A 21,863-nucleotide genomic window follows, 5' to 3' on the forward strand; every position below is an offset into this window, starting at 1 on the left:
CATCTTCGTCATTGATTGAACACTGAAATGGTCTTGTTCGGCACCATGGAAGGCTTGAATCATGAAAATCGTCACCACATCCAACCTCGGACTCACCATTCTGCTCGGCTGCACCCTGGGCATGGGGGCGATCGGCTGGTATGGCAGCCAGCGGCTGGCTGATCTGCTCTCCTACGTCCTGGGTGCCGCCTGGCAGACGGCAGATGGTGCCATGGAGGGCTCCATCGAACTCGGCAACCAGTCGCTCTATATCCAGAAAATGCTCTCGGGGATCCCCCTCGACGCACCGGAACTGCAACGGGCAAAAGCGGCGGCCAGCGACGCTTTGCGCCGGGTGGAGCAAGGAGGGCTCATCGATGGGGCGGCCATTACCACACTGAAGCAGCATGAGCAGACCTATCAGCAAGAGCAGGCACAGCTGCTGACCCTCTATCGCACCTTCACAAGCACCGATGAGGCGCTGCGCGCCAGTTCTGAACGCATGTCACGCCTCTCGACCAGGCTGGAGGTGATCGGTGACGAGGCCGTCGAGAGCCTCACCCGCTCACCGGATCAGGCCATCAGCTGGAACGGCGGCCTCGCGACCCGCTGGCAGGCGGCCGATGGCGGCATGGAGGCCAACATCGGATTCTTGCGCCAGCTCTATGCGCTGGAGAAGATGCAGAGCGAAGGCCCTACTCCTGCCATCCAGGCCGAGCTGGCACAAGCCACCCGCTTCTATCAGGACGCGGTTGACGGCATGCTGGCAACCGGCCAGTTCGATGTGCCCGGTGACGGGGAGTTTGCAGGCCAAAGGCTCTCCACCCAGTATCGTGCCCTGCAAGCCGACAATGCCCGCCTGATCCGTGAATGGACCACAGCCTTGAGCGCTTATCAGAACCAGCTGGCCCGTTACGAACACAGTGCCGACCAGCTCAGGCTGGCGCTGGTCGAGGTCGAGGCCCAGGGGGACGCCACCGTCGAGGATCAGGTTCACCAGCTCAACGCCATCATCGACTACACCAGAGGACTCATCCTGGGGGGCTTGCTGCTCAGCCTGCTGAGCGTCACCTGCTGCGGCTTCTGGCTGGTACGCACCATTGTTCGTCCGCTACTCCAGGTCGACAAGCGCATGCAGGACATCGCCGCCGGGGAGGGAGATCTCAATGCCCGCATCAACCTCTCACGCGACGACGAGATTGGCTCCCTGGCCGGCAGCGTGGATCGCTTCATCGAGAAGCTGCAGAAGATGATCAGCGCCACCATGGACAACAACCAGCACATCAACCTGCACGTGCACACCTCGGTCAACCGGGTCCAGGCCATCAGCCAGAGCAGCCGCCAGACCGCTGCGCATGCCCAGGCGCTGCACCACGACAGCGAGCAGATGGTGCAGGTGGCCACCACCATCTCGGACAACTGCAACCTGGCGGCACACAACGCCAACGAGGTACGCCAGCTCACCACGCAAAGCAGCCAGTATGTCTCCTCCGCCACCGCCGGCATGCAGCGGGTGGTCATGGAGGTGGGTGAATGTGCCACCGCCATCAATGCCCTCAAGGAGCAGGCAGGGCAGATTGGCCAGATCATCTCCACCATCAGCAATATTTCGGAGCAGACCAACCTGCTGGCACTCAATGCCGCCATCGAAGCCGCCCGGGCGGGCGAGATGGGGCGCGGTTTTGCCGTGGTGGCCGACGAGGTGCGCACCCTGGCCAATCGCACCGCCACCTCCAGTGCCGAGATAACGGATGTGATCAACAGCATCCAGCAGCAGACAGAGCAGGCTTATCTGATGATGCAACGCAACCTGAAAACTGTGGAATCGGGTATGGCGGACTCCGACAACACCAAACAGATCCTGTTCAAGGTAGAAGAGGCCATCGATCAGCTCGCCGACATGGTGCAACAGGTGGCAGAGGCGACCAGCCAGCTCTCCCACACCCTGGGACACACCACGGGCAAGGTTTCGGATATCAGCCTGCAGGCCCAGACGGGCGAACAGGAAGCCCAGGAGTGCCTGCAACTGGCCTCCTCCCTCCATCAGGCCAGCCAGCAGCAACAGCAGTTGCTGTCGCAATTTCGGGTCTAGTGCGGGCGGGGCAAGGCCCCCGCCCTCCCCCCAGCGCCGCTGAATTTAGCCCTTGGGCCGGGGGGCTTCGCCTGTTAAAATTCCGCACTTGAAATTTTCCAGGGCCAAGCCGCCCGAACTAGCGAAGGTCTACCGCGATGCGTACCAGCCAATATCTGCTTTCCACTCTCAAGGAAACCCCCTCCGACGCTGAAGTTGTCAGCCACCAGCTGATGCTGCGCGCCGGGATGATCCGCAAACTCGCTTCCGGCATGTACGCCTGGCTGCCGACCGGCCTGCGGGTCCTGAAGAAGATTGAAAACATCGTCCGCGAAGAGATGAACAATGCGGGTGCCGTCGAAGTGTCCATGCCGGTGGTACAGCCCGCCGAGCTGTGGCAGGAGTCCGGCCGTTGGGATGACTACGGCCCCGAGCTGTGCCGCCTGACCGACCGTCACAACCGCCCCTTCGTGCTGGGTCCGACCCACGAAGAGGTGATCACCGCGCTGGTCCGTTACGAAGTGAACAGCTACAAGCAACTGCCGCTGAACCTCTACCAGATCCAGACCAAGTTCCGCGACGAAGTGCGCCCCCGTTTCGGCGTGATGCGTGGCCGCGAATTCCTGATGAAGGATGCCTACTCCTTCCACATCGACAAGGCTTCCCTGGTCGATACCTATGAGAAGATGCATGCGGCCTACTGCACCGCCTTCACTCGCATGGGTCTGAACTTCCGCCCGGTGCAGGCCGATACCGGCTCCATCGGGGGCACCGGCTCCCACGAATTCCAGGTGCTGGCCGAGAGCGGTGAAGACTTGATCGCCTTCTCCGATACATCCGATTACGCCGCCAACATCGAGATGGCCGAAGCCCTGGCACCGGCTGGCGAGCGCGCTGCCGCAACCAAAGCCCTGACCAAGGTGGCCACCCCGGCCGTCCACACCATCATTGATGTGGCCGCTTTCCTGAACGTGGCGCCGACCGCCATCGCCAAGACCCTGCTGGTACTGGCCGAGGAAGACGAGCACGGAAAACAGGCTGTCATCGCCCTGGTACTGCGTGGCGACCACGAGCTGAACGAAATCAAGGCCGAGAAGCTTTCTGGCGTGGCTAACCCGCTGACCTTCGCCAATGACGAGCAGATCAAGGCTGCCGCCGGTTGCGACGCAGGCTCCATCGGCCCGGTCGGCTTTGCCGGTCGCATCATCGTCGATCGCAGCGCCGCCCATCTGAGCGATTTTGTTTGCGGCGCCAACGAGACCGGTTTCCACCTGACCGGTGCCAACTGGGATCGCGACATCACCTCTTTTGAGGTTGCCGACTTGCGCAACGTGGTAGAAGGTGACCCGAGCCCGTGCGGCCAGGGCAAGCTGCTGCTCAAGCGCGGTATCGAAGTGGGCCACATCTTCCAGCTGGGTACCAAGTACTCCGAAGCGATGAAGGCGAGCGTGCTGAACGAAGGCGGCAAGTCCGTCACCATGGAAATGGGTTGCTACGGTATCGGGGTTTCCCGTCTGGTGGCTGCCGCCATCGAGCAGAACAACGACCAGTACGGCATCATCTGGCCGGACGCCATCGCCCCGTTCGAAGTGGCCATCGTGCCGATGAACATGCACAAGTCCGAGCGCGTGGCCGAGCAGGCGCAACAGTTCTACGCCGAGCTCAAAGCCGCCGGTGTGGACGTGCTGTTTGACGACCGCAAGGAGCGCCCGGGTGTGATGTTCGCCGACATGGAGCTGATCGGTGTGCCCCACGCCATCGTCATCGGTGACCGTGGTCTGGACAACGGCGTGGTGGAGTACAAGTGCCGCCGCTCCGGCGAGAAGCAGGAAGTGGCGATCAAAGAGATCGTTGCCCTGCTCAAGGCCAAGCTGGGTCGCTGATAACGCGACACCGCCTTTCGCTTTTCATAGGAAAGCCCCGAGTGCCACGGCACTCGGGGCTTTTTATATGGCTCTCAGCCATGATGCACAAAAATGCGTCTCCAGCGTGAACCAATGAGATAACTGCATTGCCCTGTACACGGCACGGCTGATTTCCTAGACTGGCGCTCTTTACCCAGCTTGCCCGAGAAGTTATGTCCATCGCCTCAGCCAATACCGTTGTCGTGCTCGACTTCGAGACCACAGGGCTTTCACCCGGACAAGGGGATAGAGCCATCGAGGTCGGTGCCGTCAGAATCAAGGATGGCCATATCAGTGAGCGTTTCTCGGCATTGATGAATCCGGGCTTCAACGTGAGCAGCTTCATCGAGCAATATACCGGGATCAGCAATGCCATGCTGAAACAGGCTCCCCCCTGTAACGAGGTGATGGCGGATTTCGTCGACTTTATCGGTGATGACAATCTGGTCGCCCACAACGCCTCCTTCGACAAGCGCTTTCTGGATGCGGAAATAGAGCGATTGCCGGCGCAATACCGCGGCCAGTTCGCCTGTTCCCTGCTGCTATCGAGGCGCCTGTTTCCCGATGCCCCGGATCACAAGCTGGGTACCCTGGTGCAATACCGGAGTCTGCCCAATGACGGGGTGTTTCACCGTGCCCTGGCGGATGCCGAGGTGACGGCCCACCTCTGGCTTGCCTTGTTGGAAGAGCTGGCGTGTCGACATGGCATTATCGACCCGGACTTTGAATTGCTGCTGACCCTTGGCAAGAAGCCAAAACAGGTGATTCCATCCTTCCTGCGGGAATATGCGACTCGGAAATAATATGTGCCGACATGCATCATCAATCATCCATGCCATGTCGGCACTGAATTTACCCGCCTTCAAATCCATGATGGCCCGGCGTAAAGAGAGGCAGGCAAGCAGATAATTTAGCACTGCACATCAATGAAAAAGCGCGCCAAATGGCGCGCTTTTTGTTTCCTTGTCATCTGGCGACGGGGCAGGTTCACGGCGCTTCAGGCATTGCGACCGATAAAGAGATCGGTCACATGGCAGCTGCTTCTCGCGGCCAGCGCATCCAGCATGTAGGCTGCCGCGTCTTCCGGCGTCATGAAGCCACTCGAATCCACGTGATCCGAATTCTCCCAGAACTCGCTGCGGATCCCGCTCGGATAGAGGTTCACCAGTCGCAGGGGAGCACTCTTCAGCTCGGCCCGCAAGGATTCGAGAAAGCCGCGCATGCCCCATTTGGAGGCGCAATAGAGGCTCTCGTTGGCCTTGCCGGTCTGGGCGGCAGAGGAGAGCACATTCGCCAGCACCCCGCCCTTGTCACTGATGAGGCGCACCGTCTGCTGGGCCACCAGAATGGTGGAGATGAGATTGCTCTCCACCACCCGGCGGATCTGCTCGGCGGTGTAGACACCGACCGGGCCAAACTCGCCCACCCCGGCGCAGTGGATCACCATGTCGGGCTGCCCGCCCCACTCCACCGCAGCGGCGAAGGCGACGTCGACCTCTTCATGGTGCGCCAGATCGGCAGCGATGCCGATCACCGCGCTGCCGAGCAGTTGTTCCTGCTCCTGCAGTCGCTGATAACGGCGCCCCATCATGGAGACCTGATGGCCCCGCTCAACCAGTCCGATGGTCAGCGCCCGGCCGAGACCAGAACCGGCACCTGTCACTATGATGTGGCCCATTATCGCTCCTCGTCGTCAGTCGACGGTCAGATTAGAAAGTGAATTCGCCGCCCATGAACCAGCCATCGACAGACTGATCGATATTGGCGAAGTCGACCTTGGCTTCACGCCAGCCGGCACGCAGCTTGATCGGCATGGAGGAGAACTTGTAGGAACCACCCAGACGGTAGTCATAGTTGTCCGCATCGTGAGTGCGCAGATCGCCGAAGAAGGCGATGCCGGTGCCCGGGATCTTCACTTCACTGCCGGCATAGGCCATCAGGGTATCTTCGTCATAACCCTTGCGACCGGAGTAGACCTGCTCGCCATCGTAGTGACGACCGGTCATACCCAGATCGATCTTGAACAGATCGTTGTTGAACAGACGGTAGTAGAGGCTCAGATCGTAGGCTGTCAGGTCGTTCTTGAAGGCGCCACCGGAGGTGCTGAAATCGGAAATTTCAAATTTGGCGTTCGGCAGGAAGATGATACCGTGTTCCAGTTGCAGATAGCCGTTCCAGTTGTATTTGTCATCATAGTGATTGGCACTATAACCATATGCCTGACCACTGCCCTGAGAAGCCCATACATCAGCACCGGCGGCAAAACGCCAGTCGTCAGCGGCCATGGCACTCTGGCTGCACAGCGCCAACACAAAACCGGCAATCAGTGTCTTCTTCATTACTTCACTTCCTCTTGCATACATGGAAAGAGCGCTATTTTACCCGGTGCAGCCAAAATACCCAGTCTCAAATCTGAACAAACGACGATAAATGTCAGTGCTTCATCCCTTTCATGGGTTCGACCGGCTTCACGGGCAGGCTCAGTGACAGCGTCTGCCCATCGTCCAGGGTCAGGGTCAGCGGGAAGGGCGTGCCCTGGGCCAGGGTATGGATGTCGAACAACATGATGTGCAGACTGCCGGGCTTGAGCACGGCCTCCCCCTTGGCCGGGATCTCGATGCTCTCCACCTGGCGCATCTTCATGACGCCGTTCTCGTGCAAATGGGTGTGCAGCTCGACACGGCCCGCCTCAGGGGACGCTCCCGCCACCAGTTTCACCGGTTTGTCCCCATCGTTCCTGAGCACCATGAACGCCGCCGTGTTCGGCGAGCCAGGGGGCAGCAGGCGCACATAACCATCGACTGCGTCGACCTTGGCCAGGGCCGGGGCGGCCAGAAGCAGTGCCATGGTGGAATAAAACGCACGTTTAAACATGGTTGAAATCCTTTTATGATGTTGTTAAACGAGACAAAGCTTACCCCTGTGGCAAGCTTTTGACAGCCCCCGACAACAAGGATTCAGACATGGCCCTCACAATTCTGGCCGAACAGCAGGACGGCTTGCTCACCCTGACCTTCAATCGACCGGAAAAGCGCAATGCCCTCAACACGGAGACGTATCTGGCGCTGACCGACGCACTGCGCCAGGCCGCCCGGGACGAAGAGGTCCATGTGCTGCTGTTGCAAGGCCAGGCGGAGTGCTTCACCGCCGGCAACGATCTGGCCGACTTTGTTGGCAAGCACGCCCTTGAGCCGGACGACCCCATCCTGCAATTTCTGCACACCCTGGCCGACTTCCCCAAACCGGTGATCGCCGCCGTGGGCGGCCCGGCAGTCGGCATCGGCACTACACTGCTGCTGCACTGCGACCTGGTCTATCTGGGTGACAACGCCCGGCTGCAGCTGCCTTTCGTCGAGCTGGGACTGGTGCCGGAGTTTGCCGCCAGCCTGCTGCTGCCACGCGCCGTCGGTCACCTCAAGGCGGCGGAACTGTTGCTGCTGGCAGAGGCCATCGATGGAGAAGAGGCGCTGCGTCTCGGGCTCGCCAACCGGGTGCTGGCCCCGGCGGACCTGCTCCACTTCGCTCGAGAGCAGGGACTGAAACTGGCGGCCAAGCCGCCGATGGCGCTCCAGAAGAGCAAGGCGCTGCTCAAGCAGGAGCTCAAACAGGCGGTGCATTTCGTCATCGACCTGGAAGCGCGCGCCTTCGCCCAGGCCCTGCAAGGGGAAGAGGCGCAAAGCCGCATCGCCAGCAAGCTGCAAAAACGGCGCTGAACTCAGTTGAGACGGAACCGGCCTATCAACTCGCAGCCCTGCACCCTGTCCTGCACCTGAATAAGCCGGGCAATCTCCGGATTGGGGTGGCGCTTCAAGAAGGAGAGCAGGGCGGCGCGGCAGCAGCCCAGCTCACTGATGAGGGATTCGCACTCCCGGTTGGGGCACTGGGGCACCAGGGCGGTGACCAGCTCGGAGGCGAGCTTGAGGTAGCGCAGTTCATAGGCGGGCTCTTCCATGGCACGCCAGAAGTCAGCCATGCGGTGACAGGTGGCGACCCGCATGCTGGCCAGTTCGTCCAGATCCCCGGAGGCCAGCTCATAGACTTCCCCCAGGGCCTGCTGATAGAGGCAGATCGCCGTGCCCAGAGCCCCCATGCCAAGGGCGTTCTCCGCCTCCAGCATGTAACGTTGCCAGTTCTGATGTTCCATGTTCCTCTCCTTTGCCGACACGAGTGGAGTCTGTATCATGGCCAATCGAGAACAAATATCAACCAGACCCTTTGTGCAGGATCCCTCAACCCGCCGTTCTGGGCTGATTGACGCGACACTGCTTGCCGGGGTAACCAGGCAGATCCGCCGCCTTGCTGCTGCACGCCAGCCGTTTGGCTTCGGCGAGGCGATCCGCGAGGTTGACCTCATCGATCGGCTGCCAGGCCATCTGCTGGCCGAGCCAGCTGGCCCAGGCAAACTCGACGAAGTAGACCTGATCCTTCTTGCTGAAGTAGCCCGCATCCTGCAACAGCCCCGCCAGGGTGCGGTAGGGATAATCCGGCAACTCACCGATATGGCCGGGCAACTGCTCGGGAGTCAGGGGTTGACCCCGTTCATCCTTGAGCCAGGCCCAGTGGTTGTTCTGCATCTGGCTCCAGAAATTGGCCCTGTCCTGCAACCGTGCAATCACCTTGACCCTGACCTGCTTCACCCCCTGCTGCCACAGCGCCTTGGTCAGGTGGTGCCTGTCCACCAGCCAGTAACCCCCATCCGGCGCGATGACGATGGGGATCTCTTTCTTTTTCATCAGTTTGTCGAGCTGCTTCTCGCTCTTGTCCGCCAGCTCCCGGGCTGTGGTATCCACCTGCAACTGACCGACGCCACCCTGGGTGGGGTGCAGCGCCTCTATGTTTACCTCGCACCAGCTTCCCACCGGGCTGCTCTTCTCGCACGGGGACAACGCCCAGGCGCCCTGGCTCAGCACGCAGGCCAACAAGATCCATGCTCTCATCACTCTCTCCTTTTCCTGGCGCTCACGGCGCCCCCTCGTTGACAGCCGCATCGGATATCATGGGACTCATGCTGGCGGTCTGACCAGCAAAGGGGATATCATGATTTCCCATCTGCCGGCGATGCATTCTCGCCGAGTTTTCTCCCCGCTTCACACATTTTGAAGGATTCACCATGAAAGGATGGAGCCCCCTGCTGGCCCTGCTGGGCTGTGCCTGCGTCCAGGCCGCCGATGTGCCGCCCGGCACCCCACTCGCCGCCGAGCAGGCCGTCGTCCGTCATCTCAAGGATGAACCGGCGAGCCTGAGCCCCCTCAAGCTGGTGGGACTGCCGGAGCTGCAGGTCCTCAGGGATCTTTACGAGGGGCTGCTGACCCAGGGACCGGACGGCAAGGTGCTGCCCGGGGTGGCATCCCGCTGGGACAACGAGGGGAACCAGACATTCACCTTCCACCTGAGGCCGGATGCCCGCTGGTCCAACGGCGACCCCGTGCGCGCCGCCGACTTCGTCTATGGCTGGCGCAAGCTGGTTGACCCCAGGGAAGCCGCCACTTTCGCCTGGTTCGCCCAGCTCGCTCGCTTCGACAAGGTGGACGACATAGTGGCAGGCAAGCTGGCCCCCGATGCGCTCGGGGTGGAGGCCGTCGATGACCATACCCTGAAAGTGACCCTCTCCCAGCCGGTGCCCTATTTCCTGAGCCTGCTGACCCATCCCAGCCTGTCGCCCCTGCACCGGGCCAGCATGGAACAATATGGCAACCAGTGGACCCAGCCCGGCAAGCTGGTGGGCAACGGCGCCTTCGTGCTGAGTCACCGGGTGGTGAACGAGAAACTGGAGCTGACGCCCAATCCCTACTACTGGGATCGCGCCCACACGGTGCTGACCCGCGTCACCTTCGTGCCCATCAACCAGGAGAGCGCGGCCACCCACCGCTATCTGGCCGGGGATCTGCACATCACCGAATCCTTCCCCAAGGAGCAGTACCAGAGCCTGATGGCCCAGATCCCGGGGGAAGTCTATACCCCGGAACAGCTCGGCACCTACTACTACGCCTTCAACACCCAGCGCCCGCCCCTCAATGATGTGCGGGTGCGCCAGGCGCTCTCCTACACCATCGACAGGGGCCTGATTGCCGACAAGGTGCTGGGCACCGGGGAGAAACCGGCCTACCACTTCACCCCGGACGTGACCGCCGACTTCGACCCCAAGCCCAATCTGCTCTCCACCAGCAGTCAGCAGGCGCTGGACGAGCGTGCCAGAGCCCTGCTGAAAGAAGCGGGCTACGGCCCAAGCAATCCCCTCAAGCTGACCCTGCTCTACAACACGGCGGAAATTCACAAGAAGATGGCGCTGGCCATCGCCAACCTGTGGAAACAGAAGCTGGGGGCCCGGGTCGAGCTCACCAACCAGGAGTGGAAAACCTATCTCGACAGCCGTCAAAGCGGCCAGTTCGAGGTGATCCGCTCCTCCTGGGTCGCCGATTACAACGACCCCTCCGCCTTCCTCGGGCTCTGGGGATCGGGCCACAGCGGCAACATGGCCCGGTTCGCCAACCCGGCTTACGACAAGCTGCTGGCGCAGGCGGCCAACAGTCAGGATCCCGCAGAACGGGCCCGCCTGTTCGATGAGGCCGAGGCCATCTTGCAGAAGGAGGCCCCCATCGCCCCCATCTACCAGTACACCAATGCCCGGCTCATCAAGCCCTGGCTCAAGGGGTATCCCATCAACAACCCGGAAGACGTGGCCTACAGCCGTCAGCTCTACCTCGTCAAACACTGAGTCCGGGGAGGGGTCGGGACATCTGACCCCTCCTGGCACTGTTCCTGTTCAAGTTCCCGGCATAAAATGCCGCCTCTTTTCATTCATCAACCCCGTGATCCGATCCTGCCATGCGTGCTCTGCTCCTGATTGCCCTGTTTGTTGCCCTTCCCGCCAAGGCCGCCGATGAAACCGAATGCCGCCAGGCCTTCCTCGAATGGATGTTGAGCCAGCAGAAGCAGTTCAGCGACCGCAAGGCCAGCAAGATGGAGCGGCGCAATGCCGAACGAGCCATCGATCAGGCCCGGGATGCCTTCGCCAAGCAGGAGAGTTTCTGCCAGACCATGGCCTGGGTCGCCAGCACAGAAGACAATGACCCCCGCTTCAAGCCGAGGACGGGGGAGATCCACGACTTCACTCCCCGCGGCTGAGCCGCCATCTACGACTTTTTTCAGCCTTTCCCGTGTTGATTTATTGACCCAAGCCAAGGTGGTGTAACAGTCCACATCTACAATGACGCCGTAACAATCACAAAAATAAAAAATAATTTTATCAGTTACTTGGCTCATTCAGGATGCGCACATGACCACAACCCGGCACGAAGGGGAGATCCGTTTCCCCGATCACATATCACTGATCTCGACCACGGATCCCGCCAGTCACATCACTTATGCCAACCAGCACTTTTGCGATGTGGCGGGCTACAGCGCGACCGAAATGGAAGGGGAGCCCCACAATCTGGTCCGCCACCCCGACATGCCCAAGGCCGCGTTCGCCGACATGTGGCGCCGCCTGCAACAAGGAAAGAGCTGGATGGGGCTGGTAAAGAACCGCGCCAAGAGTGGTCAGTTCTACTGGGTCAACGCCTACGTCACGCCGATTCTCAACGATCAGCAGCAGATCATCGAATACCAGTCTGTCCGCACCCGTCCCCAGGATCACGACATCGCCTGGGCAGAGCAGCTCTATGCCCGGATCCGTGACGGCAAGGCACTGCCCTGGCTGACCCGGCTGACTCTGGAGCCGGGGCAGCTGTGTCTACTGCTCTCTGGCACCGCCCTGCTCGGCATGGGGGCCAGTCTGGTCACCGGCCAGCCGGGGTGGGGCGTCATCACCCTGCTCTGCTTGCTGGCCCAGATGGGACATGGCAGGCATCTGCAACGGCGGCTGGCCAGGCTGCTGACCATGGCGGGCGAGGAGCAGGGCAGCGCCCTTTGCCAGGTACTCTATGCCAGGCGTCAGGACAGCCTGGCCGCCCTTGAACTGCTGCTGCGCATGAAGAAGGCGGAGCTGCGCGCCGTGGTGGGTCGCAGCGCGGACACCAACCAGCAGATCCTGCAGGCGGCGGAGGATGACAGGGGGCATATCCAGACCATAGACACTCACCTGCAACAGCAGCGGGCCCAGAGCGAGCAACTGGCGGCGGCCATCACCCAGATGAGCCAGTCCATCCGCGATGTGGCTGACAATGCCCACCAGGCCAATGCGCTGGTGGGCGAGGTCCAGCAGGTGTCCGCCAGTGGCCAGCAGGCGCTGGCCACCACCCGGGATTCGGTCGACAGGCTTCATCAGGAGCTGGACGCCAGCCAGGGCGTGCTGGCGCGCCTGACCCAGGACAGCCAGAAGATCAACGGCATTCTGGAGGTGATCGGGCAGATTGCGGATCAGACCAACCTGCTCTCCCTCAATGCGGCCATCGAGGCGGCACGGGCCGGTGAACAGGGGCGCGGCTTTGCGGTGGTGGCCGACGAGATACGGGCCCTGGCCCAGAAGACCCGCAGCTCCACCGGCGAGATAAGCGACATGATAGGGGCGCTGCAACAGAGCACCCGGCAACTGTCCGATGGCATGGAGCAGGGGGCCCAGACATCAGTGCTCTGCCAGCAGCACATGGGGGCCACCGCCGAGGTGCTCGACCAGATCAACCGGATGCTGGCCCGGGTGACCCACACCAGCGACGAGATAGCCCAGGCGGTGAGCCAGCAGGCGGATGTCACCAGCACCCTGGATCAGGGGATCCACCAGATCCACCAACTGGCGAGCCACACCGCGGACAACAGCCGTCAGGCCCTCGATGGCATCACCCTGCTGGTGGAGCGGCTGCAAAACCTCTCCCGCCTGATCAACCAGTTCCACGACTGACCCCCTTGCCGTGTAGTTTGGCGCGCCCCCGGGCGCGCTGCCGATCTCTCCTCTCCTTCACGACGACAGGCTCCCGCCGGGGGCAAGAAGTCCGTCTCAGGATTTGCCCTTGAACTGCTTGATGCTGCGCTTGCCCTGGGTGCGACGGTTCGCCTGCTTGTCTCTTGGCGCCCGTTTGCTCTCCCCGCTGGCGGGTTTGTCGGTCACCGGGAAACCTGCCAGCGCCGCCAGGGGCAGGGGCCGACCGGTCAGGGCCCGGATCCCCTCGAGCGCCTCCCCATCCCCGTGGCAGGTAAGGGAGATGGCCAGACCGCTCTGTCCGGCACGGGCGGTACGACCGATACGATGCACGTAGACGGGCGCATGCTCCGGCAGATCCAGATTGATCACCACGGGCAATGCCTCCACGTGGATGCCGCGCGCCATCAGGTCCGTGGCCACCAGCACCCGCACCCTGCCCTCCTTGAAATCCGCCAGCGCCTGCTCCCGCGTGGCCTGATCCTTGTTTCCATGCAGGGCCGCCACCGTCATGCCAGCCCTGGCCAGTTTCTTGGCCACCCCGTCCGCGTCGTCCCTGGCACTGATGAAGACCAGCACCTGGGGCCACTCTCCGGCCTCCAGCAGGGCGATCAGCGCAGGCACCTTGCTGCTCCTGTTGACCAGATAGAGCCGCTCCTCGATGTCGCTCACCAGGCTGTTGAGCGGCTCGGCCTCGATGCGCACCGGATCCTGCAGCAGGCCCGAGGCCAGGCTCTCCAGCTCGACCGGCAAGGTGGCGGAGAAGAGCATCTGCTGCCGCGCCTCCGGCATCGCCTTCATCAGCCACTGGATATCGGGCCAGAACCCCATCTCCAGCAGGCGATCCGCCTCATCCAGCACCAGCATGCGCAGGGCACCCAGCCCCAGCGTCTGCTGGGCCAGCAAGTCCCGCAACCGTCCGGGGGTCGCCACCAGCAGTTGGGGGCCGAGAGCCAGTTCCTGCTCCTGCCACTCCTGGGCCACCCCGCCACACAGGGTCAGAAGGCGCACCCCCAACCCGTCGGCAATCTCCTGCAGGGCGGCGCTCACCTGGCTTGCCAGCTCCCGGGTGGGGACCAGTACCAATCCCTGTACCCGGTCACTGGCTGCGTCCAGCCTCTGCAGCAGCGGCAGGCCGAATGCCAGGGTCTTGCCACTGCCGGTCCTGGCCAGGGCAAGCAGATCCCGTCCTGACAAGGCAGCAGGAATGGCTAGCTGCTGAATGGGGGTCGGTTTTTCCAGCGCTGCGGGCAGCAGGGGCAACAGGGCGGGGGCAAGGGCGAGTTCGTCAAACGTCATGGGGATCGCAGATACAGGCTGAACGAGGATGTGGAGGCGAAGTCTAGCCAGACCCACCCCATAAGTAAAAGGTTCGGGAGCGCAATAAAAACGGCCTGCCCCGTGTGAACGGGGCAGGCCGTCAGGCAATCAGCCTGTGGCGCGACTTACAGAACGGCCAGGGCGGCGGCGTAGTTCGGCTCGTCGGCGACTTCAGCCACCAGCTCGCTGTGCAGCACCTTGTCGTGCTCATCCAGTACCACGATGGCACGGGCAGCCAGACCCACCAGCGGGCCGGAGGAGAAGGCCACGCCGTAGTCCTGCAGGAAGGAGACGCCACGCAGGGTGGAGAGGTTCACCACCTTGTCCAGACCCTCGGCGCCGCAGAAACGGGCCTGGGCGAACGGCAGGTCGGCAGAGATGCACAGCACGACGGTGTTGTTCAGGGCGCTTGCCTGCTCGTTGAACTTGCGCACGGAAGTGGCGCAGGTCGGGGTGTCGACGCTCGGGAAGATGTTCAGGATCTTGCGCTTGCCGGCGAAGGTCGCCAGGGTCGCATCGGACAGATCGCCAGCAACCAGGGAGAAGGGCTTGGCCTGCTCACCGGCAACGGGGAAGTGGCCGGAGACGGAGACGGGGTTGCCTTGCAGGGTGACGGTATTGCTCATGTTAGGTCCTTGATGATTGATGTGGGATCCAGGGTCCCCAGTATAGGCCCGCCACGGGATGACAAACACCCGCTAATGAAAGGGATTTGGCATCCCTTTGCATCCCCCCTGCTCCAGAGGCAGCTCAGCGGCCACTGACATGGCCCCGGACAAAGAGGAGAAGAGGGCTTGACCTTGGACTTTACACCAAGGTTTACACTCGGCTCAGTCATCCAGGATCCCGCAGGGGCGGGATCCCTCAAGAGGAACGCATCATGAGCAAATCCTGCTGCAGCCATCAACACGCCGCCGCCCCCATCAAGGCCGTCAGCAAGGCCGCCACCCCAGAGGCCGGGCACAGCCACACCAGCCACTGCTGCGACAACGGGGCACAGGCCAGTGGTGTCGCCAACCCGACCCGCCACGATCATCAGGGGCAAAGTGGCGCAGACGGCCCGGGGGATGAAGAGCCCCCCAGAGGCACTTGCGCCACCGACACAGCCCACGACCACGATCATCATGAGCAGGGGCACGAGCACGCCCATACGGCCGCCGCGACCGAGCCGCCGCTGGCTAGCCCCGAGCAAAACAGCCGCCGCCACAGCTGGCAGGTGCTGGGCATGGATTGTCCCAGCTGTGCACGCAAGATAGAGACCGCCGTCAGCCGGGTGGAGGGCGTACAGCAGGCTCGGGTGCTGTTTGCCACCGAGAAGCTGGTGGTGGATCTGGCCCCCGGCCTCTCCCCCGATCCCGTCACCGCCGCCGTGCTGGCCGCCGGCTTCCAGCTCAAAGGGGGAGCTCAGAACACGGCTCGCAGCGAACCGGGCCGCAGCCCTCTGATGCAGAGAGTCAGCAACCTGCTCGGCAAATACTGGCAGCCCCTGTCGCTCGCCGGCTTGATGGGGATGGCGGCCCTGCTGCCGAACCAGCTCGGTCAGCCGCTCTTTACCCTGGCCACCCTCTGGGGGCTGTGGCCCATCTCCCGCAAGGCGTGGGCGCTGACCAAGAGCGGCTCCCCCTTCGCCATCGAGACCCTGATGACGGTCGCCGCCGTGGGGGCCCTGTTCCTCGGTGAAACCGCCGAAGCAGCCATGGTGCTGCTGCTGTTCATGCTGGGCGAACATCTGGAGGCCTACGCCGCCGGCCGCGCCCGCGCCGGGGTCACCGCCCTGATGGCGCTGGTGCCCGACAAGGCGCTGCGCATCCGCACCACTGCCGAGGGCGAGGTGCGCGAAGAGGTCGCTGCCGACCAGCTGCGCCCCGGCGACATCATCGAAATCGCCCCGGGCGCCCGCCTGGCCGCCGATGCCCGCCTGCTCGACCCCCTCGGCGCCTTTGACGAGAGCGCCCTGACCGGCGAATCCATCCCGGTGGAGCGCCGTCAGGGTGACAAGGTGCCCGCCGGCAGCCTGGCGGCGGATCGGGTGCTGCGCCTCGAGGTGGTGTCCGAGCCCGGCAACAACGCCATCGACCGCATTCTGCATCTCATCGAGGAGGCCGAGACCCAGCGCGCGCCCATCGAGCGCTTCATCGACCGCTTCAGCCGCTGGTATACCCCGGCCATGATGCTGGTTGCCCTGCTGGTGGTGCTGGTACCGCCGCTCGCCTTCGGCCAGAGCTGGGACGAGTGGGTCTATCGCGGGCTGGCGCTGCTGCTCATCGGCTGCCCCTGTGCCCTGGTCATCTCCACCCCGGCGGCGGTCACCTCGGCACTGGCGGCAGCCACCCGGCAGGGTGGCCTCATCAAGGGGGGCGCCGCGCTGGAGCGCCTCGCCCACATCGATACCCTGGCCTTCGACAAGACCGGCACCCTGACCCTGGGCAAGCCGCAGCTGACTGAACTGGTGAGCCTCAATGGCCAGCCTGAGGCCGACCTGCTGGCGCTGGCGGCAGCCATCGAGCAGGGCTCCCACCACCCGCTGGCCCGCGCCGTGGTGACGGCGGCCAACGAACGGGGCCTCAGCCTCGCCGCCGCCCAGGCGCTGCGCGCCCTGCCCGGCATGGGCGTGGAAGGTCGCATCGACGGCACCCTCTGGCAGCTGCTGGCACCGAGCCGGGTCGCCACCCTGGATGCCGCGATACAGGCCCGGGTCGCCACCCTGGAGCAGCAAGGCAAGACAGTGGTGGTGCTCGGTCAGCCTGACGCCGCCCCGGCCGCCCTGCTGGCCCTGCGCGACCAGATCCGGCCGGAGGCGGCTGCGGCGCTGCAAGAGCTCAACCAGCTTGGTCTCAAGAGCATCATGCTGACCGGGGACAACCCCCGCGCCGCCGAGGCGATCGCCACCGAGCTCGGCATGGGCTGGCGCGCCGGCCTGCTGCCGGAGGGCAAGGTCGATGAGATCGCCAAGCTCGGTCTGACGCAAAAGGTCGCGATGATCGGCGACGGCATCAACGACGCCCCGGCCATGAAGCGGGCGAGCATCGGCATCGCCATGGGAGGCGGCACCGACGTGGCGCTGGAAACCGCCGATGCGGCGCTGACCCACAACCAGCTCGGCGGGGTCGCCGCCATGATCCGGCTCTCCCGCGCGGCGCTGGCCAACATCCACCAGAACATCGCGCTGGCGCTGGGGCTCAAGGCCATCTTCCTGGTCACCAGCCTGCTCGGCATCACCGGCCTGTGGATTGCGGTGCTGGCCGACACCGGCGCCACCGCCCTGGTCACCGCCAACGCCCTGCGCCTGCTGCGAAAACGCTAGTCCGGCCGTAAACTGCACAACCAACAGCCGCCCCAACGGGGCGGCTTTTTTATTGCCTCGCCCACAACAAAGAAAAAGCGCGGCTGCCGGTCGGCAGTCGCGCTTTGCTTACTCTCTCGGTGTTATCCCGCCCTTGGCAAGGCGGAATTCAACCCTGGGTTGCCGAGCCAACCCCGGGCTCGATGGGAAAGACTTACTTGGCGCTGCACTCCTGGATGATGACGCTGCCCACCTCGCCGGAAGTCTGAGTCGGGTCAACCTTAACCAGGAAGCTCCACAGACCCTGTTCCAGCGTGATGCTGTTGTTGCCCATGCCACCATCGCCGTGCTGGAGCGGGTAAACCTGCTCGGGCTCCAGTGCGATCAGGGTGCCACCGGCATCCTTCACGAAGAACTGCTTGCTCCAGTTGCCATCGTCGTTGGCAAACTTGAAGTCAAAGCTGCCCGCGTAGTTGAAGGCGGCCTGATAGATGGCGAGGTTACCTTCCATCCCCTTGTAGCTCAGCTGGTAGGCCGGCTGGGCGTTCCAGTCGCTCAGACTGCCGCGCACATAGAGCGGGAAGCCGAGCGGATTGCCCGCGACGGTATCCAGCACCTTGCAGCTCTGCGCCGGTTCGGTGTAGCTGACACTCAGGGTGGGCTTGTCCTTGTTCATGGCGGTGAAGACGAACTTGTAGGTGCCTGCCTTGGCCAGATCCAACCCGATATTGCCAGAATCCCCACCCTTGCAAAGGGTCAGCGGCGTGCCCACTACCAGCTTGTCACCGGCGTTGCAGCTACCGTAGTTGATGTTCCAGCCTGCATCGGCCACCTTCAGCTCGGTGTTGCCAAGCTGATCCGTCGTCACGTCGGCGCTGAACTCGTACATAAAGTTGCTGGTGAAGGTCAGCGGGTTCTTGTCACCGAAGCCCGAGTCAAGGAAGCCCTTCAGGAAGAGTGCCGTATCACCGAAGGGTGGCAAGGTGCTCAGATCCGTCTTCTTGCTCACCGGCAGACCCGCGCCCTGGGCGCCGTTCTGCGGCTTGACGAAGACGGCGGCGGACCAGGCCCCCAGGGTCAGCTCACCGTTCCCCACGGCGGCGCCGCTGGCGATGCTGTCGACGTCGCGATGGGCACCGCTCAGCACCAGACCGGAGAGGTCGATGGGCTGATCGTCGCCGTCACGGAAGTCGCCGATGCTCTGGCTCTGGCTGGTGGCGTTGATCATCACCACCAGGCCGTCGATGGCCGGATCCAGATCCGCGCCGGCCTTGCTACCATCGTCCACCGTCATCACGATGAGACCCGGGATCTGCTCAGGCCCGGTGTTGCGGAAGTCAACCCGCTTGATCACCTCGGCACCGCTGCCCAGACGCAGCAGGCGGGAGGATTGACGCAGCTCGGACAGCTCCTGGTAGAAGCTCACCATCTGCGCCATCTCGGCCGACCCCGGCTTGGCGTGCTGGCCGAGCACCTGCTCGATCAACTCGTAGTTGGCCTCGTCCTTGTCCTTGCGCGGCAGGCCCTTGTCGAAGTTGTTGTCGCCCAGGGTATAGTCGACCCGGTTGTACCAGTCGCCGGAGTCATAGCTGTCCCGCTCCATGGACTTGGAGCGCAGCAGCTCGACGCCGGCGTGGGTGAAGGGGATCCCCTGACCCAGCATGGCGGTGGCCAGCGACACCCCCTGCATCCGCACCAGATCGGCCCCTGCCGGCGCCTTGTAGGCCAGGTTGTCGAACAGGGTCTGGTTGTCGTGCTTGTCGACATAGTTCTGGATCTCGGTCGGATCCTGGGCATAGCCCGCGGGTTGACCGTTGTAGTCGATGTCGACCCCCTTCTTCGGCATGCCGTCCTTGTCGGTCAGCACGAACTCCTTGAGGTTGCCCGCCATGCCGAGGCGCACCAGATCGGACTGATGCAGGGCGGTGGCACGAGGATCTTTATCATCGGGATTTGTAAATCCATTTGGTTCCACGTAGGCGCCGTTGCCGAAGCCCTGGGTCTGGCGAATCTTGTCACCACCGTCAAATGGGCTGCCGCCGCGCACCGCATCCCGCAGCCGGTCGGAGAAGGAGCCGATGCCGGTGCCGGCCAGGTGCTTCTGGGTCGCCTGCACGAAGCGCTTGTCATCCTGCACCTCGCCGAAGTTCCAGCCTTCCCCGTAGAAGTACATGTCCGGATTGACCTTCTTCACCTCGGCCAGGGCCTGCACCATCTGATCCTTGGGGTGGTGACCCATCAGGTCGAAGCGGAAGGCGTCGATCTTGTAGTCCCGCGCCCAGGTGACCAGGGAGTCATCCATCAGCTTGGCGAACATGGCGTGTTCCGGTGCCGTGTTGGAGCAGCAGGTGGAGTTTTCCACCGAGCCGGTCTCCGGGTTCAGGCGCTGGTAGTACCAGGGCACTATCTTGTCGAGCACGGATTTCGGGCCGAGGCCGGCCTCGTTGGTGTGGTTGTAGACCACGTCCATCACCACGTTCATGCCGATGTTCTGCTTGATGGCCTGCACCATCTCGCGGAACTCCTTGATCCGGGTCGTCCCCTCCGCATTGGTGGCGTAGGAGCCTTCCGGGGTGGTGTAGTGGTAGGGGTCATAGCCCCAGTTGAAGGAGTCCACCCCGCGCAGGTAGCCGTACAGCTCCTGCACCACGGGGTTCTCCTTGCTGTCGCTGGCTTGCAGATCACCGAGCACGGCTTCGATGGTCTCGCCGCCACCACAGTGGCTGGCAAACCTGGAGTTCTTGACCTCGGGATTGACCTCGCACAGCTTGCTGAAGTCATCGCCGATGTTGGCCACCTTGGCCGGGTCCTCGTTGACGGTGGCGATGTCGAACACCGGCAGCAGGTGCAGGTGGCTGACGCCGCTCTTGGCCAGGGATTTCAGGTGGGTGACGGGCACGCTGTCGCTGTCGGTCAGCCCGAGGAACTTGCCGCGGTGATCCACCGGCGTCGACTCGTCGTTGCCGGTCAGATCCCGGACGTGGGCCTCATAGATGGTGATGTCGGCGGGGTTCTTCTGGCTGTGGGGCGCCTTGAGGCTGTCCCAGCCTTCCGGCTTGAGGGCCGGATCGTCGAGATCCACCACCTGGCTGAACTCGGAGTTCATCGCCAGGCTCAGGGAGTAGGGGTCGGTCACCTGATAGGATTCCAGCTTGCGGCTGACCGGGTGATAGACCTGGATATCGTAGCGGTAGTATTTGCCGACAAGATCGCTGCCCCCCTGCACGCTCCAGCTGCCGCTGGCCTCGTCCAGGGTCATGGCGCGCTCGCCAAGCGACTTGTGCTGCTCGTCGAACAGCGCCAGCTTGACCGACTTGGCGGTCGGCGCCCAGAGCCGGAAGGTGACATTGCCCCCCTCCACCACGGCGCCGTAGGCCAGCTTGGTGGCCGCTTCGCTGTAAAGGGCATCGAGGGCACCGGCACTCTGCACCAGGGTCGCCCCCTGCAGGATGCCGTCCGCATCGGTCCCGATGGCGACCAGCTCACCCTTGAGCAGGGGCTTGAGATCTTTCCCCGCAGGCAGGGCGAAGGCGGCGGCATCCTTGAGGTGCGGGTATTTGGCCTGTTGCTCTTCGGTCAGGCTGGTCGGGGTCAGCTTGAGGTAGGGGAAATCGAATACACCCTCGCTGTTTGCGGTGATGGTGCCTGACTCTGTGTAGTAGAGGCGCACATAGGGCTTGTCCTTGCCCCCTTGCCAAATCAGGGTGTTGTCGTCGATGAGGTGGGCACTGGCCCCCGCCACGCCGAAGGCGGCTGTGAAGGCTTCCGCCCGGCTGCCGAAGATCTCGTTCTTGCCGGCCACGATGGCCACGGTGCGATCCGGGTGATCACTGAAGACCACCTTCATGTCGCTGCCGGTCAGGTTCGCGAGATCGCCATTGCGGGCGATGAAGTTGATGCAGCCTTCCATCTTGGAGAGCGGCACGACCCAGGCCGGACCAAAACTGTCCGCCGCGGACGGCGTCTTGCTCTTGTCATCCCAACCGGTGTTGAGGCCGCCCTCCGAGGTCGAGTTGCAGGCATCGTTGTTCCACAGGTGCAGGCTGTGGCTGGCGAACGGGCCGGTGACACCGCGCGCCGCGCTGGTCTGGGTATCCACCAGGGCGATGACCGCTTCGTCGGGGCCGGCCGTCAGCAGTTCGGCCGGGGGCTGGACGTTGGGAAGACGAGCGACGGGCTCATCCTGAGGGGCAGGAGCAGAAGAACTGTTGTCGTTACAGCCTGACAAAAGCGCGAGCAGTGAGGCTGTTACCAGCGCCACTTTGGTCTTTTTCATATCCATTTTTTTATAATTCCCGCTGTAGTTAGTCTCGATATCCGAGTACCCGGTCATTGCCGAGCGGTGTCATATTAATCAGCGGGAATTGCCGTAAATGTGAGCGGATGGGCAAAAAAAACCAATCCGCATCAACAAGATAACGTTTTCATAACGAAAATTCGATCGCGCTCACA

16 protein-coding genes are annotated in these 21,863 nt (G+C 63.0%); 8 read left to right on the forward strand and 8 right to left on the reverse strand.

Features of this window, described 5'->3' with window-relative positions; genetic code table 11:
- The first annotated feature begins 61 nt into the window (after window positions 1-61).
- From PG896_RS06355 to PG896_RS06365, 3 genes are all read left to right on the forward strand, one after another.
- A complete protein-coding gene (locus PG896_RS06355; protein ID WP_270835530.1) occupies window positions 62-2,071 on the forward strand; it encodes a methyl-accepting chemotaxis protein in 2,010 nt (669 codons plus the stop codon).
- 137 nt (window positions 2,072-2,208) lie between these two features.
- Window positions 2,209-3,933: a proline--tRNA ligase gene (locus PG896_RS06360; protein ID WP_244813086.1), complete on the forward strand. Its 1,725-nt coding sequence runs from the start codon at window positions 2,209-2,211 to the stop codon at window positions 3,931-3,933.
- A gap of 194 nt (window positions 3,934-4,127) precedes the next feature.
- Entirely contained in the window at window positions 4,128-4,757 is a 630-nt protein-coding gene (locus PG896_RS06365) for a 3'-5' exonuclease (protein WP_171865504.1), read from the forward strand.
- Window positions 4,758-4,951: 194 nt separating this feature from the next.
- Here the strand turns inward: PG896_RS06365 and PG896_RS06370 are convergent, their stop codons facing one another.
- The 3 genes from PG896_RS06370 to PG896_RS06380 all read right to left on the reverse strand — a co-directional run bounded on the left by PG896_RS06370 (window position 4,952) and on the right by PG896_RS06380 (window position 6,828).
- Window positions 4,952-5,632, reverse strand: coding sequence for an SDR family oxidoreductase (locus PG896_RS06370; protein ID WP_270835531.1), 681 nt, complete (start codon window positions 5,630-5,632; stop codon window positions 4,952-4,954).
- A gap of 31 nt (window positions 5,633-5,663) precedes the next feature.
- Window positions 5,664-6,293: a TIGR04219 family outer membrane beta-barrel protein gene (locus PG896_RS06375; protein ID WP_128313680.1), complete on the reverse strand. Its 630-nt coding sequence runs from the start codon at window positions 6,291-6,293 to the stop codon at window positions 5,664-5,666.
- Window positions 6,294-6,387: 94 nt separating this feature from the next.
- Complete coding sequence (locus tag PG896_RS06380; RefSeq protein WP_039039478.1) at window positions 6,388-6,828, reverse strand: copper chaperone PCu(A)C; 441 nt, start codon at window positions 6,826-6,828, stop codon at window positions 6,388-6,390.
- A gap of 89 nt (window positions 6,829-6,917) precedes the next feature.
- Between PG896_RS06380 and PG896_RS06385 the strand changes: the two genes are divergently transcribed.
- Window positions 6,918-7,667 carry an enoyl-CoA hydratase-related protein gene (locus PG896_RS06385; RefSeq protein ID WP_270835532.1) on the forward strand — a complete coding sequence of 250 codons (750 nt, stop codon included), beginning with the start codon at window positions 6,918-6,920 and terminating at the stop codon, window positions 7,665-7,667.
- A 2-nt stretch (window positions 7,668-7,669) separates the two neighbouring features.
- Here the strand turns inward: PG896_RS06385 and PG896_RS06390 are convergent, their stop codons facing one another.
- Window positions 7,670-8,098, reverse strand: coding sequence for a DUF2753 family protein (locus PG896_RS06390; protein WP_010672859.1), 429 nt, complete (start codon window positions 8,096-8,098; stop codon window positions 7,670-7,672).
- Between the two features lie 85 nt (window positions 8,099-8,183).
- Complete coding sequence (locus PG896_RS06395; protein ID WP_042014597.1) at window positions 8,184-8,891, reverse strand: ParB-like protein; 708 nt, start codon at window positions 8,889-8,891, stop codon at window positions 8,184-8,186.
- 173 nt (window positions 8,892-9,064) lie between these two features.
- Between PG896_RS06395 and PG896_RS06400 the strand changes: the two genes are divergently transcribed.
- The 3 genes from PG896_RS06400 (at window position 9,065) to PG896_RS06410 (ending at window position 12,790) form a co-directional block, all read left to right on the forward strand.
- Complete coding sequence (locus PG896_RS06400) at window positions 9,065-10,669, forward strand: peptide ABC transporter substrate-binding protein (protein WP_128318329.1); 1,605 nt, start codon at window positions 9,065-9,067, stop codon at window positions 10,667-10,669.
- Window positions 10,670-10,779: 110 nt separating this feature from the next.
- Window positions 10,780-11,079, forward strand: coding sequence for a hypothetical protein (locus PG896_RS06405; RefSeq protein ID WP_171865506.1), 300 nt, complete (start codon window positions 10,780-10,782; stop codon window positions 11,077-11,079).
- Between the two features lie 151 nt (window positions 11,080-11,230).
- Window positions 11,231-12,790 (forward strand): methyl-accepting chemotaxis protein, encoded by a 1,560-nt coding sequence (locus PG896_RS06410; protein WP_109112503.1) that lies wholly within the window; start codon window positions 11,231-11,233, stop codon window positions 12,788-12,790.
- A gap of 96 nt (window positions 12,791-12,886) precedes the next feature.
- Here PG896_RS06410 and PG896_RS06415 read toward each other — a convergent pair whose 3' ends face one another.
- Both PG896_RS06415 and tpx read right to left on the reverse strand, forming a co-directional pair.
- Window positions 12,887-14,107, reverse strand: a complete 1,221-nt coding sequence (locus tag PG896_RS06415) for a DEAD/DEAH box helicase (RefSeq protein ID WP_270835534.1) — start codon at window positions 14,105-14,107, stop codon at window positions 12,887-12,889.
- A 146-nt stretch (window positions 14,108-14,253) separates the two neighbouring features.
- Window positions 14,254-14,754, reverse strand: coding sequence for a thiol peroxidase (gene tpx / locus PG896_RS06420; RefSeq protein WP_010672853.1), 501 nt, complete (start codon window positions 14,752-14,754; stop codon window positions 14,254-14,256).
- Between the two features lie 254 nt (window positions 14,755-15,008).
- Between tpx and PG896_RS06425 the strand changes: the two genes are divergently transcribed.
- Window positions 15,009-17,432 carry a zinc/cadmium/mercury/lead-transporting ATPase gene (locus PG896_RS06425; RefSeq protein ID WP_270835535.1) on the forward strand — a complete coding sequence of 808 codons (2,424 nt, stop codon included), beginning with the start codon at window positions 15,009-15,011 and terminating at the stop codon, window positions 17,430-17,432.
- A gap of 193 nt (window positions 17,433-17,625) precedes the next feature.
- Here PG896_RS06425 and pulA read toward each other — a convergent pair whose 3' ends face one another.
- The gene (gene pulA / locus PG896_RS06430) at window positions 17,626-21,693 is read right to left on the reverse strand and encodes a pullulanase-type alpha-1,6-glucosidase (protein WP_270835536.1); all 4,068 of its coding nucleotides are present in this window, start codon (window positions 21,691-21,693) and stop codon (window positions 17,626-17,628) included.
- Between the last annotated feature and the right edge of the window lie 170 nt (window positions 21,694-21,863).

The organism is Aeromonas sp. QDB30 (assembly GCF_027707645.1).
Classification (GTDB): domain Bacteria; phylum Pseudomonadota; class Gammaproteobacteria; order Enterobacterales; family Aeromonadaceae; genus Aeromonas; species Aeromonas caviae.

Bases quoted from the DNA above. Each gene is read 5' to 3' on its own strand.
- PG896_RS06415 (WP_270835534.1), bottom strand. From the start codon at position 14,107: ATGACGTTTGACGAACTCGCCCTTGCCCCCGCCCTGTTGCCCCTGCTG.
- pulA (WP_270835536.1), bottom strand. From the start codon at position 21,693: ATGGATATGAAAAAGACCAAAGTGGCGCTGGTAACAGCCTCACTGCTC.
- PG896_RS06385 (WP_270835532.1), top strand. From the start codon at position 6,918: ATGGCCCTCACAATTCTGGCCGAACAGCAGGACGGCTTGCTCACCCTG.
- PG896_RS06355 (WP_270835530.1), top strand. From the start codon at position 62: ATGAAAATCGTCACCACATCCAACCTCGGACTCACCATTCTGCTCGGC.
- PG896_RS06375 (WP_128313680.1), bottom strand. From the start codon at position 6,293: ATGAAGAAGACACTGATTGCCGGTTTTGTGTTGGCGCTGTGCAGCCAG.
- PG896_RS06365 (WP_171865504.1), top strand. From the start codon at position 4,128: ATGTCCATCGCCTCAGCCAATACCGTTGTCGTGCTCGACTTCGAGACC.
- PG896_RS06360 (WP_244813086.1), top strand. From the start codon at position 2,209: ATGCGTACCAGCCAATATCTGCTTTCCACTCTCAAGGAAACCCCCTCC.
- PG896_RS06370 (WP_270835531.1), bottom strand. From the start codon at position 5,632: ATGGGCCACATCATAGTGACAGGTGCCGGTTCTGGTCTCGGCCGGGCG.
- PG896_RS06425 (WP_270835535.1), top strand. From the start codon at position 15,009: ATGAGCAAATCCTGCTGCAGCCATCAACACGCCGCCGCCCCCATCAAG.
- tpx (WP_010672853.1), bottom strand. From the start codon at position 14,754: ATGAGCAATACCGTCACCCTGCAAGGCAACCCCGTCTCCGTCTCCGGC.
- PG896_RS06395 (WP_042014597.1), bottom strand. From the start codon at position 8,891: ATGAGAGCATGGATCTTGTTGGCCTGCGTGCTGAGCCAGGGCGCCTGG.
- PG896_RS06390 (WP_010672859.1), bottom strand. From the start codon at position 8,098: ATGGAACATCAGAACTGGCAACGTTACATGCTGGAGGCGGAGAACGCC.
- PG896_RS06410 (WP_109112503.1), top strand. From the start codon at position 11,231: ATGACCACAACCCGGCACGAAGGGGAGATCCGTTTCCCCGATCACATA.
- PG896_RS06380 (WP_039039478.1), bottom strand. From the start codon at position 6,828: ATGTTTAAACGTGCGTTTTATTCCACCATGGCACTGCTTCTGGCCGCC.
- PG896_RS06400 (WP_128318329.1), top strand. From the start codon at position 9,065: ATGAAAGGATGGAGCCCCCTGCTGGCCCTGCTGGGCTGTGCCTGCGTC.
- PG896_RS06405 (WP_171865506.1), top strand. From the start codon at position 10,780: ATGCGTGCTCTGCTCCTGATTGCCCTGTTTGTTGCCCTTCCCGCCAAG.